The 18,020-nt window shown below is 72.0% G+C and carries 18 protein-coding genes; 8 read left to right on the top strand and 10 right to left on the bottom strand.

Translation table 11 applies throughout. From position 1 onward, the window contains the following. Window positions 1-13 precede the first annotated feature (13 nt). A complete protein-coding gene (locus ACGFIQ_RS21135) occupies window positions 14-193 on the top strand; it encodes a hypothetical protein (protein WP_393245956.1) in 180 nt (59 codons plus the stop codon). 4 nt (window positions 194-197) lie between these two features. Here ACGFIQ_RS21135 and ACGFIQ_RS21130 read toward each other — a convergent pair whose 3' ends face one another. Then, complete coding sequence (locus ACGFIQ_RS21130; protein ID WP_334509531.1) at window positions 198-413, bottom strand: hypothetical protein; 216 nt, start codon at window positions 411-413, stop codon at window positions 198-200. 264 nt (window positions 414-677) lie between these two features. Here ACGFIQ_RS21130 and ACGFIQ_RS21125 point away from each other — a divergent pair, with 264 nt between their 5' ends. Continuing rightward, on the top strand, window positions 678-896 hold the full coding sequence (locus ACGFIQ_RS21125) for a hypothetical protein (protein ID WP_393245954.1): 219 nt from the start codon (window positions 678-680) through the stop codon (window positions 894-896). Further along, window positions 884-1,165 carry a hypothetical protein gene (locus tag ACGFIQ_RS21120; protein WP_393245952.1) on the top strand — a complete coding sequence of 94 codons (282 nt, stop codon included), beginning with the start codon at window positions 884-886 and terminating at the stop codon, window positions 1,163-1,165. Before ACGFIQ_RS21125 ends, ACGFIQ_RS21120 begins: the two co-directional genes overlap by 13 nt. 73 nt (window positions 1,166-1,238) lie before the next feature. Here the strand turns inward: ACGFIQ_RS21120 and ACGFIQ_RS21115 are convergent, their stop codons facing one another. From ACGFIQ_RS21115 to ACGFIQ_RS21100, 4 genes are all read right to left on the bottom strand, one after another. Next, a complete protein-coding gene (locus ACGFIQ_RS21115) occupies window positions 1,239-2,489 on the bottom strand; it encodes a DUF222 domain-containing protein (RefSeq protein ID WP_393245949.1) in 1,251 nt (416 codons plus the stop codon). A 270-nt stretch (window positions 2,490-2,759) separates the two neighbouring features. Next, complete coding sequence (locus tag ACGFIQ_RS21110) at window positions 2,760-3,320, bottom strand: barstar family protein (protein WP_393245947.1); 561 nt, start codon at window positions 3,318-3,320, stop codon at window positions 2,760-2,762. Window positions 3,321-3,429: 109 nt separating this feature from the next. Next, complete coding sequence (locus tag ACGFIQ_RS21105; protein ID WP_393245945.1) at window positions 3,430-3,699, bottom strand: hypothetical protein; 270 nt, start codon at window positions 3,697-3,699, stop codon at window positions 3,430-3,432. Window positions 3,700-3,777: 78 nt separating this feature from the next. Next, window positions 3,778-6,387, bottom strand: a complete 2,610-nt coding sequence (locus tag ACGFIQ_RS21100) for a glycoside hydrolase family 9 protein (RefSeq protein ID WP_393245943.1) — start codon at window positions 6,385-6,387, stop codon at window positions 3,778-3,780. Window positions 6,388-6,647: 260 nt separating this feature from the next. On the opposite strand from ACGFIQ_RS21100, the gene ACGFIQ_RS21095 reads away from it, so the two are divergent. Next, window positions 6,648-7,373 carry a protein phosphatase 2C domain-containing protein gene (locus ACGFIQ_RS21095; protein WP_357068991.1) on the top strand — a complete coding sequence of 242 codons (726 nt, stop codon included), beginning with the start codon at window positions 6,648-6,650 and terminating at the stop codon, window positions 7,371-7,373. 9 nt (window positions 7,374-7,382) lie between these two features. On the opposite strand, the gene hrpB is transcribed toward ACGFIQ_RS21095, so the two are convergent. Genes hrpB through ACGFIQ_RS21080 form a run of 3 tightly spaced genes read right to left on the bottom strand, consistent with a single transcriptional unit; the run spans window position 7,383 to window position 11,096 of the window. Continuing rightward, window positions 7,383-10,001 (bottom strand): ATP-dependent helicase HrpB, encoded by a 2,619-nt coding sequence (hrpB, locus tag ACGFIQ_RS21090; protein ID WP_393245941.1) that lies wholly within the window; start codon window positions 9,999-10,001, stop codon window positions 7,383-7,385. Between the two features lie 28 nt (window positions 10,002-10,029). Beyond that, the gene (locus ACGFIQ_RS21085) at window positions 10,030-10,230 is read right to left on the bottom strand and encodes a DUF397 domain-containing protein (protein WP_393245939.1); all 201 of its coding nucleotides are present in this window, start codon (window positions 10,228-10,230) and stop codon (window positions 10,030-10,032) included. Between the two features lie 41 nt (window positions 10,231-10,271). Then, window positions 10,272-11,096 carry a helix-turn-helix domain-containing protein gene (locus tag ACGFIQ_RS21080; RefSeq protein WP_393246036.1) on the bottom strand — a complete coding sequence of 275 codons (825 nt, stop codon included), beginning with the start codon at window positions 11,094-11,096 and terminating at the stop codon, window positions 10,272-10,274. Between the two features lie 183 nt (window positions 11,097-11,279). Between ACGFIQ_RS21080 and ACGFIQ_RS21075 the strand changes: the two genes are divergently transcribed. Genes ACGFIQ_RS21075 through ACGFIQ_RS21065 form a run of 3 tightly spaced genes read left to right on the top strand, consistent with a single transcriptional unit; the run spans window position 11,280 to window position 14,044 of the window. Further along, complete coding sequence (locus ACGFIQ_RS21075; protein ID WP_393245937.1) at window positions 11,280-11,906, top strand: GPP34 family phosphoprotein; 627 nt, start codon at window positions 11,280-11,282, stop codon at window positions 11,904-11,906. A gap of 45 nt (window positions 11,907-11,951) precedes the next feature. Next, the gene (locus tag ACGFIQ_RS21070; protein ID WP_393245935.1) at window positions 11,952-13,457 is read left to right on the top strand and encodes an APC family permease; all 1,506 of its coding nucleotides are present in this window, start codon (window positions 11,952-11,954) and stop codon (window positions 13,455-13,457) included. Next, on the top strand, window positions 13,454-14,044 hold the full coding sequence (locus tag ACGFIQ_RS21065) for a GNAT family N-acetyltransferase (RefSeq protein WP_393245933.1): 591 nt from the start codon (window positions 13,454-13,456) through the stop codon (window positions 14,042-14,044). Before ACGFIQ_RS21070 ends, ACGFIQ_RS21065 begins: the two co-directional genes overlap by 4 nt. 108 nt (window positions 14,045-14,152) lie before the next feature. Here the strand turns inward: ACGFIQ_RS21065 and ACGFIQ_RS21060 are convergent, their stop codons facing one another. Next, the gene (locus ACGFIQ_RS21060; RefSeq protein WP_357069003.1) at window positions 14,153-14,977 is read right to left on the bottom strand and encodes a SigB/SigF/SigG family RNA polymerase sigma factor; all 825 of its coding nucleotides are present in this window, start codon (window positions 14,975-14,977) and stop codon (window positions 14,153-14,155) included. Window positions 14,978-15,350: 373 nt separating this feature from the next. Here ACGFIQ_RS21060 and ACGFIQ_RS21055 point away from each other — a divergent pair, with 373 nt between their 5' ends. Next, window positions 15,351-16,103: a hypothetical protein gene (locus ACGFIQ_RS21055; protein WP_393245930.1), complete on the top strand. Its 753-nt coding sequence runs from the start codon at window positions 15,351-15,353 to the stop codon at window positions 16,101-16,103. On the opposite strand, the gene ACGFIQ_RS21050 is transcribed toward ACGFIQ_RS21055, so the two are convergent. Further along, entirely contained in the window at window positions 16,052-17,641 is a 1,590-nt protein-coding gene (locus ACGFIQ_RS21050; protein ID WP_393245928.1) for a phospholipase D family protein, read from the bottom strand. The genes ACGFIQ_RS21055 and ACGFIQ_RS21050 overlap by 52 nt on opposite strands. Window positions 17,642-18,020 lie beyond the last annotated feature (379 nt).

Genomic DNA, 18,020 nt, shown 5'->3' with positions numbered 1-18,020 from the left:
GGCCGAGGGCATCGTGGGGCTCGCGAATCTTGAGCCGGTTCTCACCGCAACTCCGTGGATGGCGGCTGCCATCGTCGGCGTGCCTGTCGCCGGAAAGATCGTCATCACCGCTGTGGCTCTCCGGGGCGCCGGTCCCAAGGACAGGCCGGGCATCATCAAGGCGGTGGCGGAACTGTTCCGCTGGCGTCGATGAGCAATCAGTCCGGTGTGTCGTCCTCGGTCGGGCGCGGTTGGCGGTACTTCTTGATCCACGCCTCGACGTCCTCGGCCAACCAGACCTTCGTTCCCCGTAGCTCCTGGTACGGCTTCGGGAAGGTGGGGTATCGGGCGAGCTGCTGGAACCGCTGCCGCGAGACGCCCAGGCGCTCGGCGATCTCGTACGGCCCCATGAGCTGCCCCGGCCCTCGGTCCATACGCCCGAACGTAAAGCGACTCGCCCTATCCTTTCGGCTATTGCCAGTTGACTAATCCGACCGGGTCGACGACCGTGGACGCATGACCCGACGCGTCACTTTTGCGGAGTATCTGACTGCCGTAGCCCTGACCCTGGCTCGCAGGCATAGGCCCGTGTGGTCGTGGGTCAGGTGGCGCAACGTCTGCAAGTGCGGGAACGAACTGCCCTGTCGGGTCAGACACCGGATCCCGATCAATCGGGGCCACTGGCCGGGTGAGAGCTGATGACCACACACGGGCCGGTCCTGCCGCTCTGGCTGTGCGAGGGATGCGACCGGCCCTGGCCTTGTGCCACACGCCGCGTGGAGCTGTTGGGGGAGTACGCCGCTTCGCCGGTAGCCCTTCGGATCTACCTGAGGTCGCACCTCACCGCAGCCATGCAGGACATGACCTGGGCTCCCGCCGACACGGTGTACCGCAGGTTCCTCGGGTGGCTGGCGTGAAGGCCGGCGACGTCGTGTTCATCGGCCCGGACTGCTCGGTGCAGTTCACGGGGGACCGGGCGCTGTTGATGCGGGTGGTGTCCATCGGCGAGGACGATCCCTACAACGACTGGATCTGGATCACGGGGTACATGCTCGACGCGCGGGGTATGGCCACGGCCAAGCGTGAGCTGTACGTGATCAAGTCCGGGCTGCGTTCCGCTCCGGCACCCGTGGTGATCGGAAGACCGGGGCGTAAGGAGCGCGTCAGTCGGCGCGTGCGGGCCTAGCGGATACGGGGCGATCGGGCAACCCACCACCATCGCTCAGCGCATACATGCGACGGCTGGTGGCGCAGGAGGGTCACGTTCGTCGGTGGTAGTGGTTGCGGCGGGGGACCTGCGCGGGGTCGAGCCAGGCGGGCGGCACGAATTCGGGGCGGCCGTCGCCGCCGAGCCGGACGGCCCAGTCGGTGTGGTGCAGGTGTCGGTGGTGGTGGCCGCAGAGCAGGACGGCGTTGGCCAGGCTGGTGGTGCCGCCGTCGGCCCAGTGTCGGATGTGGTGGGCGTCGCACCAACGCGGCGGGCGGTCGCAGCCGGGGAAAGCGCAGCCGCGGTCGCGCAGAACGAGGGCGCGGCGGACCGTGCCGGTGATGAGCCGGCGTTGCCGGCCGACGTCGAGGGGTTGACCGGCGCCGTTGAGGACGGCGGGGAGTATCGCGGCGTCGCAGGCGAGTCGGCGGACACTCTCGGGGGTGAGGTGCAGGCCGGTGTCCAACGCGCCTGGGCCGAGTTCCCCCGCGAGAGTGTCGAAGGTGGTGGTGACGACGATCTGTGCGGGGTTGCCGCCGTGCTCGGGTAGGTCGCCGGTGCGCAGGCTGAGTCGGCAGATGTCGGCGAGGGCGTCGTGGCGGCGTTGCCCGGCGCAGCGGGTGTCGTCGGGGCCGGAGGGTGCGCTCAGTGGGTCGATCGCGGCGCGGAGCAGGCCTGCGGTTTCGGTGTCGAGGATGCCGGTGAGTCGCAGACGGCCGTCGCTCAGTGTGGAGAGAGTGAGGTGGCGGTCGCGGCTGGTGCGGCGGGCCTCGGCTTCCAGGGCGGCTTGGGCGGCGGCATCGGCGGCCTCCGGCGCGACGTGGTCGAGGATGCGGGTGCCGAGCTTGCGCAGGAGGGTGGGGTCGAACTGCCCGGCCCACTCGGTGAACACGCCGACAGCCTTGTCTGCTGCTTGCGCTCCGGCGGCGGTGTGCACGGTGGCGACGGTGTCAGCGATGACCCGCGCTTGGTCCACTGTGATGTCCCCGTTTGCCAGAGCGGCGCGTATCCCCGTGTTGCCGGCGTCCAGGGCGGCGGCGAGGTCGACCAGCCGGCGGGCGGTGGATATGGTGAGGTGGAGTCGCTCCCGCAGCCACACCGCCGTTGACGAGGCTCCCCGCGTTACGGCCGTGCCGCGGCCGTCCAGCTCCCGCACCAGGGACAGCTGCACGGCCGCCAGGCGCTGCTCGAGCCGGTGCGCGGCGTCGAGTGCCTCGATGAGATCGGACTCCGCAAGAGCCCAGGCCGACGCGTCAACGCACGCGGCGACCGCCGCCTCAGCCTGCGTCAACTCCTCCAACACGAACCAAGAATGGCACAGGTGTACGACAATTTTGCCGTCCAGTGGGGACGGTTGCGATGTCCGGGGCCGGCCGGCTTGGCGGAAAGGCTGCTGTGTCGGGAGGGATCAGACAAGCGGAGACGGTCGCGGTGGCAGGAGGCTCAGTGGGGGGCGGTTGCTCTGCCGGGAGGCTCGGCTCAGCCGAGGCGGTTGCGGTGCCCGGGTTGGCTCAGGCGGAAGCGGATGCTGTCCCCGGGCGGCTCGGCGGGGGAGCGGCTGCCGGGTCGCGTTTCAGAAGCTTCCCGGGGTTGCGGATGAGGTGGGGCGGCGCTTGGAGTCGAGCCACTCGGCGCTGTTCCACATGACAGGTGTGGCGCCGACGGGCGCGAACCTGATGTGTGGGTCATTGCTCTGCACCAGGCACATGAGGCGACGGCCGTAGAGCGCGGCGCGGCGGGAGTGGTCAGCCATGATGTCGAGCGCGAACTGGGCAGCGCGAGGACAGTGGGCGGCGAAGGCGTCGTAGTCGGTGAAGACCGGAGCGAGGCCGGTCGTGCTCGGTGTCCACCCGTAGTCCTGATTCACCACGTCACGCATGCAGTCGTTGAGGGCGTCGAGGTTGCGTCCGTAGTAGTCCGGGAAGCTGAGCGCCGCAGCGATTTCGCGGTGGAGATCGTGTTCGGTTGACCAGTGTGCGGCGTTGAGGCGGATCACCTGATGGTCGTGGGCGCACAACCAGGCGGTCGTCTCGTCCAGAAGCTGCGGGCGCCAGAACAACGTCACCGACGTGTTGATCAGCAAGCGGAACGCGTGATCGTGGCTGTGGTCCGCCTCCGGGTCGAAGGCCGCCATGGTCAACGAGGATACTGGTGTGAGCGCCGCAGCGGTACGAGGTAGAGGGTGGGCTGCCGCCGGGCGGCGATAGTGGTGACCGGCCCCGGACAAGGGCGCGGGGTCGCGGTCAGGGCCCGCCGCCGGAGTCGCTGGCGATGCCGCTGTTGTAGGCCTGGTTGTCGTTGCCGCCGTAGCCCTTGCCACGCGTGGTGCCCCGGCGCTGGCGGCGCTGTTGGTGCCCGCTCTGGCGGATAGCCTGGCGCGCTCGGCGCATCGTCTCGTCGGCTCCGGCCGGGGCGCGACGCCTGCGCCGCCCGACGACGAGCAGCGCGGCCACCAGGAGCACGGCGAGCAGCAGGGCGGCCACCCCGATCAGGATCCACGCTCGTCCATCCATGCTCGCGATGGTAGGTATGCGGATCCAGCCGAGCTGGTGGCCGCCCGAGGGGGGAGGGCGGCCACCAGCTGGGCGTGCTCAGGAGAGCGAGCAGGGGCTGCCGTTGACGGTGATCAGGCCCGGGTTCGGGTTGGCACCGCCGGAGGTCGTGGCGTTGAAGCCGAACGTCACAGTGGCGCCAGGATTGATCTTGGCGTTGTGTGACTCGTTCTTCGCGGTCACCGTCGCACCCGACTGGGTGACCTTCGCCAACCACGCCTCGCGGACCCGCTGGTCGCCGGTGAACGCGAAGCGCACGTTCCAGCCGTTGACGGCCGTGGCACCGGTGTTGCGGATGGTCAGCTGGGAGGTGAATCCGGTGCCGCCCTGCCAGGTGCCGTAGTTGCTGTAGGCCACCGAGCAGGTGGTGGCCGGCACCGCGCCGGCGTCACCCTGGTCGGCCAGGAACGAGGCGATCCAGGTCAGCGCCGAGTTCCAGTTGATCGCCACCTCGTTCGTCGAGTACGAGTTGATGTCGTCGACGTAGCAGAACTGCGGTGCGCAGCCGGCGAGCAGCTTGGCCACGAACGGGTCCTGGAGGGCGGCGTTCGCGCCACCGGCGAGGGAGCCGACGGGTGGGCGGGGCAGGTTCGGGTCGAGCTGGTGGCCGAAGATCCGGCTGTGCTGGTTCTGTGCCGCGTGCTCGCCCCACCCGGTGACATAGGAGATGTTGAGGGCGTTGCGGCCGAGCACGTAGTCCATCGCCTGCGTCGCGCCGTCGCGGTAGACGGGGTTGCTGGTCAGGTCGAAGGCGGTGCCCAGCACGATCGCGTTGTTGATGATGCTGCTGTTGCCGCCCCAGAAGTAGCTGTTGGGGTCGCCGGGCATCGGCAGCCCGTACGCCTGCCGGCGCAGCTCGGCGAGGTACGCGTCGGCGGCGGTGGTGACCGAGGCGCGGACCCGGGTGAGGTCGGCGGTGGGCAGCCCGCTCGGCACGGTGGCCAGGTCGAGGCGGCCCAGCGCCGCCGTGCTCTGCCAGCCGAAGCCGCGCGGGTCGAACACGTCACCGGTGTGGTGCGGCGACGCGGTCAGGTCGGTCAGGTAGGTCTGCGCACCGGTGCTCAGGTACAGCTCGGCTGCCGCCCAGTAGAACTCGTCGGTGACGTTGCTGTCGTCGTACGCGCCGCCACCGGTGCCGTCGGTCGGGCTGGCGTACACCGCGGGGTGGGCCTTGGCGGCGGCGTAGGCCGTCTTCGCGGCGGTGCCGCAACGGGTCGCGAACGCCGCGTCGTAGGGGGCGAAGAGCCGCGCGCACTGGGCGGCGGTGGCGGCCAGGTTGAGGGTGGCCGCGGTCGACGGCGGGTGCAGCTCACGCAGTTGCGGGTCGTCCTGCGGGGCGAGCGGCAGCCCGGTCCAGTTCTGGTCGTGGATCTTGTGGTGGACCATGCCGGCGAGCGGCTTGCCGGCCGGCACCTGCATGCGCAGCAGGAACTCCAGCTCCCAGCGGGCCTCGTCGAGGATGTCCGGCACGCCGTTGTTCCGCTCGGGCACCCGCAGCGTGCTGTCCGCGAGTGCGGCGCCGCCGTCGGCGGTGGCCGCGGTCTTGGTGCGCTCGAAGGTGTTCAGCAGTTGGTAGGCGGCGATGCCGCCGTTGACGACGTACTTGCCGTGGTCACCGGCGTCGTACCAGCCGCCGCGCACGTCCAGCGAGTAGTCGCAGACGCCCGGCTGGCAGGGCACGTTGGTGTCGCCCTTGTTGGGGGCCACACCGAGGTGCCCGGCGGGGCGGGCGTACTCGTCGCCGATCAGGTCCCCGTCGATGGCGATGCCGCTACGCTGGGCGTAGAAGAACTGCAGCGAGTCGGAGCGCAGTTGGTCGTAGAGGGTGCCGGAGATGTCGAACGGGTGGCTGGTTTCGCCGTCGACGGTGAGCGTCAGCCCGCTGCCGGGGGTGCGGTAGCTGGAGAAGTCGACGGTCTGCACGTTCTGCCCGGAGGCGGCGTCGACACCACGCGCGGTGGTGGTGCCACTGGCCACCACGGCACCGGCACCGGTGCGCAGCTGCCAGGGCAGCGGATCGGTGGACTCGGTCACGACCGTGGCGTTCTTCGGGCCGCCGGGCAGGTAACCGACCTGGTTGACGCGCACCCGCGGCCCGGTGTCCGGCACGTACGGCTCGGGCGGTTCGCCGCCGCGCAGCGAGACGTCGTCGAGGCAGATGGTCTGCGTCTGGGCGGAGCCACCGACCTGGAAGATCAGTTGGGCGCCGGGGTTGGTCTCCGGGACGGTGAAGGTCTGCTCGACGCGCTGGAGGGTGCCGGTCGCGGTGGCGTCGACTGCCGCGTACGTGGTGTACGGGGCGCTGCCGAGTTGCAGCACGGCCTTGACGGCAGCGCCGGGGGAGGCGGAGACGTCGAAGCCGAGGGTGTATTCGGCGCCCGCGATCAGCGGCACCCCGTCCTGGCCGATGCCGGCGTCCCAGGGGTTGGCCAGCCCACCCGCCACGGTGGTGCAGAGTTGGCCGTCGGTGACCGCGAGCGCGCCGGTGCCGAAGGAGAACCAGGGGCTCACTCCCTCGCTGAAGTCGCCGTTGTCGATCTGCTCGGGGGCGTCCGGTGGTGGCTCGGCGTGGGCCGCGCCGGCGCCCGCGCCAGTGAGGGCCAGGGTGGTCGCCGCGGCCAACAGGAGGCGGCGTCGGGATCTCGTCACGGGGAGTCCTTCCGGACGGGTGGGGGACGGTGGTGGTGGCCGATACCTGGGAGCGCTCCCAGGTATCGGCTCGATGTTTCCAGCGGCGACACGTCGTGTCAATTGATCTGACTGGATGGTTTCTGGCACGTGACGAGGGCGACCGCCACGGCCGCCGCGTCCCGGGACGCCGGGGTGCGGACGTGAGATTCACCGCGCCACGCGCCATCGTCCTGATCTCCTAGAGACAACTGCGCCCTTCGCCTGGCAGGCTGCCTCCCATGACCCTGAAGCTGCGTTCCGTGGGAACGAGCGACCGTGGGCTGATCCGCAGCGGAAACCAGGACGCCCTGCACGCCGGCGACTGGCTCGTCGCCGTCGCCGACGGCATGGGCGGGATGGCCGCCGGCGACCTGGCCAGCGCCCTCACCATCGACGCGGTGGCCCCGCTGGACGTGGAGACCCCCGAGGACGCCCTGGTGGCCGCGCTCGAAGGTGGCATCGCGCTGGCCACCTCCCGGATCCGGCAGGCGGTCGCCGAGGATCCCGAGCGCCAGGGCATGGGCACCACACTGACCGCCCTGCTCTTCGCCCGTACCGGCAGTTGCCTGGCCCTCGCGCACGTCGGCGACTCCCGGGCCTACCTGTTCCGCGAGGGCGTGCTCAAGCAGGTCACCCGGGACGACACGTTCGTCCAGATGTTGGTGGACCAGGGCGTGATCACCGCGGACCAGGCCAGCAGCCATCCGCGCCGGGCCGTCGTCACCCAGGCCCTACAGGGTGACGAGGTGACCCCGTCCTACTCGACGATGGTGCCCCGCGTCGGCGACCGGTGGCTGCTGTGCAGCGACGGGCTCTCCAACGTCGTCCGCCCGGACACCCTCGCCGAGGTGCTCCGGGACTATCCCGATCGGACGGCGTGCACGGCCAAGCTGATCGATCTGGCACTGCACGCCGGCGCACCGGACAACGTGAGTGTCGTGGTGGCCGACGTCCTGCAGGAGTAGGGCCGGCGCTCACCGTCGGCGTGGCGTGACGCGTCGGGTGGGCGTCGCCGTTACGGGGTCCTCCGGCCACGGGTGCCGGGGATAGCGCCCGCGCAACTCGGCGCGCACCTGCGGGTAGCCGGTACGCCAGAACGACTCCAGGTCGGCGGTGACCGCCACCGGCCGGCCCGCGGGGGAGAGCAGGTGCAGCAGCACCGGCGTCCGCCCGGCACCGAGACGGGGGGCCGTCGACCAGCCGAACGTCTCCTGAAGCTTCACCGCGAGCACCGGTGCGGCCGGGTCGGTGTAGTCCACCCGCACCCGGGAGCCGCTCGGCACCTCGATCCGCTCCGGGGCGAGCTCGTCCAGGCGGGCGGCCTGCGCCCAGGGCAGCAGCCGGCGCAGCGCCGAGGTCACGTCCACCCGGGCCAGGTCGGCCCGCCGCCGGGCCCCGGTCAACTCCGGGCCCAGCCAGGTCGGCGCGGCGTCGAGCAACGCCTCGTCGCCGACCTCCGGCCACGGTGCGCCCAGGTGGTGCCGGAGGAACCCGAGACGTTCGCGCAGTGCCCGCGCGGCCGGCGTCCAGGTCAGCAGCCCCAACCCTTCCTGGCGAAGGCCGGTCAGCACCGCCGCCGCCACCTCCGTCCGTTCCGGCCGGTCCAGTCGCCGCTGGAGCAACTCGATCGCGCCCAGTCGGGTCACCTCCCGGGCCACCACGTCGCCGTCGGACCAGCCGACCTCGCGGCTCGTGCGCAGCAGCGGCCCGGCCGCCTCCCGGGCCGTCGCCTCGTCCACCGGCGCGGCCCGGCGGATCCGGGCCGACGGCGCGCCGGGGGTGCGGTCCGCGACGGCCACCGCCAGCCAGTCGGACCCGGCCAGCCCCGACCCGGCCGCCAGCTCCGCGGCGGTCCCGCCGGTCATCAGGTACGCCGAGCCGCCCGGCCGCCGCACCCGGGCCAACCGCTCCGGGTACGCCAGACCGACGAGCAACCCGGCGGCGAGATCGTCACTCAGGCCACCCGTGCGGTCAGCCCGGTGCCCTTGCGCGCGGTTGGCCGTGGCGGGGTCGGCCGCGGTCCGGTCGCGCTCGGTCCGGCGGCGTGTGGGGCTCGCTTCGGCGCTGGCCGTGCCGGGGGCGGCGGTCGGTGAGGGCAACGCGGCGCGCAGCCGGCGTACCTCGGTGCGCCACCGGGCGGTCGCGCCCGCGTCGACGCCGGCGCGCAGCCGACGCCAGCCGGCGACCAGGTCGTCACCGGGGCCGGCCGCGCTCTCCTCGGCGAGCAGGGCGACCACCTCGGCCGCCCGGTCGGCGCCGACCCGACCGGCGCCGTCGAGCAGCGCCCGGGCCAGCCGTGGGTGCGCGCCGGCGGCGGCGATCGCCCGCCCGCGCGCGGTGATCCGACCGTCGACGTCGACCGCGCCCAGGGTGCGCAGGGTGTCCTGGGCCACCGTGAGCGCGGCAGCCGGTGGCGCGTCGGGCAGCGCGAGCCCGACGCCGTCCGGCGAGCCCCAGGCGGCCAGCTCCAGTGCGAAGCCGGTCAGGTCGGCGGTGGCGATCTCCGGCTCGGCTCGGGCGGGCAGCCGCTCGTGGGTCGCGGCCGACCAGCAGCGGTAGACGTAGCCGGGGGCCTCCCGGCCGGCCCGGCCCGCCCGCTGGGTGGCAGCGGCTCGGGAGACCGGCACGGTGACGAGCGCGCCCAGCCCACGGGCGAGGTCGATGCGGGGCACCCGGGACAACCCGGCGTCCACCACCACCCGTACGCCCGGCACGGTCAGGCTGGTCTCGGCCAGCGCGGTGGCCAGTACGACCCGGCGGCGATCGGCGGGGCGCAGGGCCGCGTCCTGCTCGGAGCCGCGTTGCCGACCGTGCAGCGGCAGCAGCGCGACGGTGTCCCGCAGGTCGGCCAGCCGGCCGCCGACCGCCGCGATCTCGCCGGCCCCGGGCAGGAAGACCAGCACGTCACCGGCACTCCCGGCCAGCGCCCGCCGGACGATGGCGGCCACGTGGTCGAGCAGTGCCCGATCCACCGGCCCGGCTCCGGACGGGGCGATCGGGCGCGGTGGCGGCGCCCAGATCCGCTCGACCGGGTGCAGCGCCGAGTCGGCCCGGACCACCGGGGCCGGGGCGGACCCGCCGAGCAGCGTGGCGAAGCGGTCCGTGTCCGGGGTCGCGGACATCGCCAGCAGCCACAGGTCCGGGCGAAGGGTGGCCCGCGCCTCCACGGTGAAGGCCAGCGCCAGGTCGGCGTCGAGTTGCCGCTCGTGGCACTCGTCGAGCAGCACCGCGCCCGTGCCGGGCAGCTCCGGGTCGTGGTGCAGCCGGCGGACCAGCAGGCCGGTGGTGACCACCTCCACCCGCGTGGTCGGGCCGACCCGGCGCTCGCCGCGCACCGCGTAGCCGACGCGGTCGCCGACCCGCTCGCCGAGCAGCTCGGCCATCCGGCGGGCGGCTGCGCGCGCGGCCACCCGGCGGGGCTGCGCGATCACCACCCGACCGCTCACCCGGTCGGCCACGGCCAACGGTGCGAGGGTGGTCTTGCCGGTGCCGGGCGGGGCGACCAGGACACCGGCCCCGGCCGCGTCGAGTGCCGCGACCAGCGCCGGCAGCACCGGGCGCACCGGCAGGTCCAGGGTTACGTCGGAGAGCACGGCCCAGTCTCGCACCGGTGCGGGCGGCTCAGGGGCGACGGACCTCGCCGACGCCGCGCACGAAGGCCCGCCAGGCCGTCGGGCCGAAGGCGAGCGCGGGACCGGAACGGTCCTTGCTGTCCCGGACGGCGACCCGGCCATCGGCCGTCGCGACCTCCACGCAGTTGCCGTTGCCGCTGCTGCGCGTGCTGGTGCGCCAGTCCAGTCGGGTCAGGTCGTGCGCCGTCATCCGCGGTACCCCTCGTCTGCGTCGGCATGCCGCCGAAGCGGTCACGCAAAGTAACGAGAAGCGTCCTCCAGGCGGATCAACGATGCCGCCGGATCGAGCGCCAGACGGCACAGCTCCTCGTGGAGAAGGCTATACCGGAGCACCTGGTCGACATCCTCCAGCGCCAGTCCCATCGATAGGTTATCCAGGTAAACCACTGACGCGTCGGCGGTGTCGGCGAAGTTGAGGAGCACGTACGGGGTGCTCATCGCGGGATGGCCGCCGGACGCGAATGGAAGTACCTGAATTGTCACGTTCGGTAACTGCGCGATGCGACTCATGTGGACCAACTGATCGGCCATCACCGCGGTGCCGCCCACCGGGCGCAGCAGCACCGCCTCGTTCAGCACCACCGACAGGTGGACCGGGTCGTCGCGGCGCAGCACCTCCTGTCGGCGCAGTCGGGCGGCGACCTTGCGTTCCAGGCCGTCCTCGCCAGCGGTGCGCCGGAAGATCTCCCGGGCGTACGCCTCGGTCTGCAGCAGCCCGGGCACCGACTCGGCCTCGTACGTGCGCAGCGCCGCGGCCTCGGCCTCCAGCCCGACGTAGAACTCGAACCACTCGGGCAGCACGTCGCTGTAGCTCTGCCACCAGCCGCGTTGCTGGGCCCCGCGGGCGATCTCGATGAGCGCCTCGGCGTCCGATCCGGTCACCTGGTACAGCGCGAGCGCCGCCCGGACGTCGCGTGGCTTGATGCCGATCTGCGCGGTCTCGATCCGGGAGAGGTTGCTCTTGGACATGTCGAGCTGACGGGCGGCCACATCGAGGGTCATGCCCGCGCGTTCCCGTAGCTGGCGGAGTTCCCGGGCGATGCGTCGACGGCGCACGGTCGGGCTGGCGGTGGGCCCGGTGGTGGGGGTGGCGGTCACCGTCCGAGTCTGCCACGACAAGATCCGCAGGTCGCACATGCACTCAGTGCAACTTTCAAATCTGGGAGTTGCGTTGCAGTAGCTGTCGGTGCATCCTTTCCCGGTCGCGATCACTGTGGACACACCTGTGCGGGAGGGCCGTTGCTCATCGCCGACGAGTTCTTTCTGATCGCGCACAACGACAGTCGTGGCAAGGCCAAACTGCACCCGGCGGCGACCGGCCTCGGACTGGCCGGCGGGCTGCTCGGCGAGCTGCTCATCTACGGACACATCCACGTCGCGGCCGGACGGGTCACCGTCATCGACAGGCGTCCGCCGGCCGACGCCCTCGCGCACACCGTGCTCGACCAGCTCATCGGCGAGTCCCAACACCAGGAACTGCGTACCTGGCTCAGCTTCCTGGCGCAGACCGCGACGGCCTCGGTGGGGGAGCGGCTGGCCCGCGCCGGGGTGCTGCGCCGCCAGGAGAGCCGCCGGCTGCTGCGCACCTCGGTCACCTACCTGCCGATCGACCTGAACGCGGTGGCCTGGCCGGCCACCCGACTGCGCGCCCTGCTGGACCGGCCGGACCCGCCGAGTGTCCCGGACGCGCTGTTGCTGGGCCTGGTCGTGTCCGCCGGGCTGACCCGCGAGGTGCTGTGGAGCGCCGGCCCCCGCGCGCACCACCGGTTGAACGTCCTCATCCCCGCGTTGCCGGCACCCCTGAAGGAACTCGTCGGACACACCGAAGCGGCCGTCGGCGCCGCCGTGCTGCGCGGCCTCCCCTGACCCCCCGGTAACCCCTACCCTCCCCTCGACAACCGGAGTAGTCGTATGCCCCCGACATCGACAGTCGACAGACCCAGCAACGTCTCCGAAGCCCTGGCCCGAGGCCGCCTCGGCATCCCCTCGGTGATCTTCTTCGTGCTCTCCGCCGCCGCGCCGCTGACCGTGGTGGCCGGCGTCGTCACCACCGGCTACGGCGTCATCGGGGTGACCGGCATCCCGCTGGCCTTCCTGCTGGTGGCCGCGGTGCTGGCCCTGTTCTCGGTGGGCTACGTGGCGATGTCGCGGCGGGTGGAGAACGCCGGGGCCTTCTACGCCTACATCTCCCGCGGACTGGGCCGACCGGCCGGCGTCGGCGCGGCCTGGGTCGCATTGGTCGCGTACAACGCGTTGCAGGTCGGTCTGTACGGCACCATCGGTGTGGCGGCCGAGCCGGTGCTCGACCGGCTCTTCGGCGGGCACCCGCACTGGGCCGTCGTGGCCGTGGTGGCGTGGGCGTTGGTCGGCTTGCTCGGCCTGCTCCGGGTGGACATCAACGGGATGGTCCTGGCCGCGCTGCTGGTCGCCGAGATCGTCGTGATCCTCGTCTTCGACCTGGGGCAGCTCGGCAACCCGGCCGGCGACCAGGTCAGCTTCGCCACGTTCTCGCCGGACAACCTCTTCGTGCCGGGCGTCGGAGCGGTGCTGGTGCTGGCCATCCTCGGCTTCGTCGGCTTCGAGTCCGCAGTGGTCTTCAGCGAGGAGAGCAAGGACCCGAAGCGGACGGTGCCGCTCGCGACGTACCTCTCGGTGGTGATCATCGCCGGGCTCTACGCGCTGTCGTCGTGGACCATGACTGTCGCCGTCGGGCCGGACCAGATCGTCGCCGAGGCCGGCGAGCAGAGCGTCGGGCTGATCTTCAACCTGGCCGCCGCGCACCTCGGCGACACCGCCGTCACCATCGGGCAGGTGCTCTTCCTGACCTCGGTGCTCGCCGCGATGATCTCGTTCCACAACACCACGGCCCGCTACGCCTTCGCGCTCGGTCGGGAGCGGGTGCTGCCGGCGGTGTTCGGGCAGACCTCGCCCCGCAGCGGGGCGCCACGGGCCGCCTCGCTGGCGCAGAGCGTCCTCGGTCTCGCGGTCATTCTGCTGTACGCGGTCAACGGCTGGGACCCGGTGGTCCAGCTGTTCTTCTGGGGCGGCACCACCGGCGGGTTCGGCGTCCTGCTGTTGATCGCCACCACCTCGGTGGCGGTGATCGTCTACTTCGCCCGCTCGGGCGGCGGCGAGAACCTCTGGCGGCGGGCCATCGCTCCCGGCCTGGCCACCATCGCGCTCTTCGTGATCATCTGGCTGGCCGTGTCGAACTTCGCCAACCTGCTCGGCGTCGCGCCGGACTCCACCCTGCGCTGGGCACTGCCCGCCGTCTACCCGGTGGCGGCGCTGTTGGGCATCGGCTGGGCGCTGGTGTTGCGCGGCAACCGACCGGACACGTACGCCCGGATCGGCCTCGGCGCGGCGAGCGCCACCGTCAAGCCGGAGACGCCGGCCATGGTGGGGGTGACCCGATGAGCGTGACCATCGAGCGACTCGGGCCGGAGGAGACCACCCTCGTGGCCAACCGGATCGCCGAGGCGTTCACCGCCCTGAGGGTGACGTACTGGCTGGTGCCCGACGCGAGCAAGCGGGAGGCCGTGCTGGCCGGGGACTTCGAGATCCTGGTCGGGCACGCGATGCGGCACGGCATAGTCCACGCCACCGCGGACCGGGCCTCGGTCGCGGTGTGGTTTCCGTCGGTCGGCGAGCCCGCTCCGCCGCCGGAGGACTACGACGCCCGACTGGCCGCCGCCTGCGGCGAGTGGACCGACCGGTTCCAGCATCTCGACGAGTTGTTCGCGGCGAACCACCCGCACCCGGACCACCACCACCTGGCCTTCCTGGCGACCCAGCCGGGCCGGCAGGGGCAGGGGCTGGGCAGCGCGCTGATGCGGCATCACCACGCCTGGCTGGACGACAACGGGATGCCGGCGTACGTCGAGGCGAGCAGCCCGCGCAGCCGGGACCTGTACGCGAAGCACGGCTACCTGGCCGGCGAGCCGTTCCGGGTGCCCGACGGCACACCGTTCTGGCCGATGTGGCGGCAGCCGGCCGACCGCTGACCCCACCACCGACGTGCGGAAGGGACCTCCGCACGTGTCACGCGTGCGTGACAACGGGGGTACGGCAGAGGGCCGGGTCCGTCGACCCGGCCCTCTGCCGTGACTGGCTCAGTAGGTGCCGTCGAGCTGCCCGCGCAGCTTGGTCAGCGCCCGGGTCAACAGCCGCGAGACGTGCATCTGCGAGACACCGATCTGGTCGGCGATCTGCGACTGGGTCAGGTTGCCGTAGAAGCGCAGCGTCAGGATCTTCTGCTCGCGCTCGTCGAGGGTGGCCAGCGCCGGGCCGAGGGCGACCCGCAGCTCCGCCAACTCGAACTCGTTGTCCTCGCCGCCGAGCATGTCGCCCAGCTCGGTGGCGCGCTCGCCGTCACCGGTCGGGGTGGACAGCGACACCGCGTTGTAGGCGCGGGCACCCTCCAGGCCCTCCAGCACCTCTTCCTCGGTGAGCTTGAGGTGGGCGGCGATGTCGGCGACCGTCGGCGAGCGGCCGAGGGTCTGCAGGAGCGAGCTGTTGGCGTCGGAGATGGCCAGCCGCAGCTCCTGGAGCCGGCGGGGCACCCGGATGTCCCAGGTGCGGTCCCGGAAGTGCCGCTTGAGCTCGCCGATGATGGTGGGGATCGCGTACCCGGCGAAGTCGACACCGCGGGACGGGTCGAACTTGTCGATGGCCTTGATCAGGCCGACCGCGGCGGTCTGGGCCAGGTCGTCGGTCGGCTCGCCGCGCCCGCTGTAGCGGTGGGCCAGGTGGTTGGCCAGCGGCAGCCAGGCCTCGATCGCCCGGTCCCGCAGGGCGGCCCGCGACGGGTGGTTGGCGGGCAGCGCGGCCATGGCGTTGAGCAGATCGGCGGCGCTGTCGGTGAGAGCGCGCGGGTCGAGCTTGGTGGTGGCCTTGGCTGTGGTGCTCGGCTGCTCGGTGATCGTTGGCGCGGTCATGGGTGGTCCTCCCTGCACCTCGTCCGCGGACAAAAAGGTGTGGCACTTTGGTTTAGCTTTCAATGGGCCGTTCGGGACTCACCTTAACCTGATCGTCTCCCGGAAATCTAGCCGAAAGGTTGATGTACTTAAGGTGTGTCGAGGCATGGAAGGTGCAAATGGGGCGCGGATTGGCAGGGTTGTGATCACCCTTACCCGTTTCTGCGCCACCTTCGCCGCCGCCCGGCAGTCGGCTCGTCCGGTCAGCCCTTCCGGCTCGACCATTGGGTCAATACGAAATCCGACATGTGGACAGGAGTGTCGACTATCCGTCGTTGTTCCGCTGGCGGGACCGGCCGTAGCGTCGCGTGTACACATCCGGTTCGGAGGCACCGTGCTCGATCCCGCCGCTCCCCAGCTCGTCGTGAACAGCCGCACGCTCTACTTCAGCTGGGTTCCGGCCGACCCGGACGCGGTCGCCGCACTGGTCCCGCCCGGCCTGTGCCCCCGCCCCGACCACCAGGTGTTCCTCAACCAGTACGTCGTCGAGGACGAGACGCAGACCTCCGGCTTCGGCGCGTACTCACTCACCTACCTCGGCGTCTCGCTGCTCGGCGTCGACGCACCCGGCGGCCTCAACGCGGGCGGCTGGTGGACCACCTACGTGGCCTCCAGCCGGCGGGTCCGTGACTACGCCGCCGCTCGCGGTGCCCCGGTGTGCACCGGCCGGACCCGGATCGAGGTGAGTGGCGAGGTGCTGCTCTCCGAGACGGAGATCGACGGGACGACGCTGATCCGGGCCCGGTGCCGAGTCGGGGAGACCGGCCACGCGATCAGCAGCGGGCACCACCGCTACTTCACCCGCCGCGACGGCCAGCTACTCAGCTCGGTCTACCCGTTCGTCGCCGAGCCGGTCGCCCCCTTCGAGGTCGAGTGGGTGGAGTTCCTCCAACCCGGGCACCCGCTGTACGCGCTCCGCCCGGCCAACCCGCTGACCATCGGCTTCGGCTACTACTCGCCGCGCTCCTCGTTCGCCTACCCCGGTGGGCTGAGCGTGCACCCGGTCCCCGCCACGGCGGAGTCGACCCGGCCGGCTCACCAGGTGCCGGCCAGCCTCGCCCGCAGCGGCCTGCCGTCCGGGTCGTAGACCAGCCGGTACACCGGCAACGCCCAGGCGCGGGTGTACCACGGCAGCCGCTCGGGGCGGTGCGGGCGCAGCCGGCCGGGCGGTCGCTCGCCCACCTGGCCGTCGTCGTACCACTGCTGGAGCGCGTCGGCGGCGGCCGTGACGGCCGCGACGGCGTCCGCCGGGTCGAGCAGGTCGGCGTCGTCCGCGCCGTCCGGGTCCCGGTCCAGGTGCTCGCGCCACAGACGAAGTCGTAGGTCCCGGGCGAAGACGCGCGCACCGTCGCCCTGGCCGGCCGGGTCGGTGGGCTCCCGCTGGTCGAGGGTGTCGTCGAGCACCGCGCAGGACAACTCGCTGTCGTGCGTCCAGGATCGGCGGTTGAAGTTGTCGCTGCCCACGCTGGCCCAGACGTCGTCGACCACGCACACCTTCGCGTGCACGTAGACCGGGTTGCCGGTGTGGTTCTCAAGGTCGAACACGTGCACCCGGTCCGGTGCGGCCCGCTCGCACAGCGACAGCGCCTGCTCGCGGCCGACCATGTTCGGTGGCAGCGCCAACCTGCCGTCCACGTCCGGGTGCCGGGGCACCACGGCGATCAGGTGCAGCTCCGGGTTGTCGCGCAGCGCGTGCGCGAAGAGGTCCGCCACCTCGGACGACCACAGGTACTGGTCCTCCAGGTAGATGAGTCGGCGGGCGCGGCGTACCGCCTTGGTGTAACCCCGGGCCACGGTCCGCTCGCCGTCGGGTGCGAACGAGTAACGCGGGCGGACGGCGGGGTAGGTGCGCAGCACCTGGATCTGGTGCGGACCACACTCCGGCGGGTCGGCGGGCTGCTCGGGCAGCGGGTCCGGCCGCAGGTCCGCGCCGCGCAACCGGTCCCGCAGGTAGGCCACCGGGTTCTCCGAGTCCAGCGGCATCGGGTCGGTCCAGCGTTCCCGGAACAGCGTGTCCAGCGCGCCGACCACCGGACCGCGCACCGCGAGCTGCACGTCGTGCCAGGGCGGGTTGGGCCCGTACCGCTGTGACATCTGCACCGGCTGCGGGTCGCCGTGGTGAGCGGCGTCGTCGCGCCGGCTGTGGCACAGGTCGATCCCCCCGGCGAACGCGACGTCCCGGTCGGGTGCGCCCGGGTGTCGCAGCACCACGAGCTTCTGGTGGTGCGAGCCGCCGCGCCGGACCCGCTGGTCGAGCAGCACCTCACCGCCGGCTGCGGAGATCGTCTCGCTGAGGTCGCGATTCTCCGCCTCGCTGTAGGCCAGCACGTCGAGGTGTGAGCGCCAGATCAGGCCCTTGACCACCACGCCGCGCTGGGCGGCCTGGGCGAAGAGCTGGGCCACGGTCGGGCCGTCGGGGCGCAGCCGCTGGTCCGGGTCACCCCGCCAGTCGGTGAAGAACAGGTGGTCACCGGCCTGAAGCGCCCGCACCTCGTCGACCAGCCGGTCGAAGTACGCGGCACCGTGAATCAACGGCTCGGCCAGGTTTCCCGTGGTCCAGACGGGTAACCCAGACACCGGGTTGGCGCGTTCCTGCGCGGTGAGGAACCAGTCCTGCGACGGCAACGTCCAGCCCCCCTGGAGGTCGGCAACGTCCTCACGGTAGGACCCGGGACGAGGGTCCGCACGCCAGCCCGGCAGACCGGTGACCTGGCCAACGCCATCGAAGCGACACGACAACAGCCGAGGAGGCCACACCATGCCCCGCGACACAACGAATCCCGTGACCGAGTACCGCGAGCCGGCGGTGGAGAGCGAACGGGGTGCGCTGGTAGCGGTGTTGGTGATGGTGATTCTTGGTGTCGCTGGGATTTTTGCGGTCTCCTGAGGCGGGGGGGGGGGGCCCCCCGGGGGGCGGGGGGGGCGGGGGGCCCCCCCCGGCCCCCCCCCCGGGGGGGGGCGGGGGGGCGGGGCGCCGGGGGGGGGCACCCCCCCCCGGGGGGCG

It is taken from the genome of Micromonospora sp. NPDC048898, assembly GCF_043198035.1.
Classification (GTDB): domain Bacteria; phylum Actinomycetota; class Actinomycetes; order Mycobacteriales; family Micromonosporaceae; genus Micromonospora.
The sequence above is the reverse complement of the archived record's forward strand: the minus strand, read 5'-3'. Positions and strand labels throughout refer to the sequence as shown.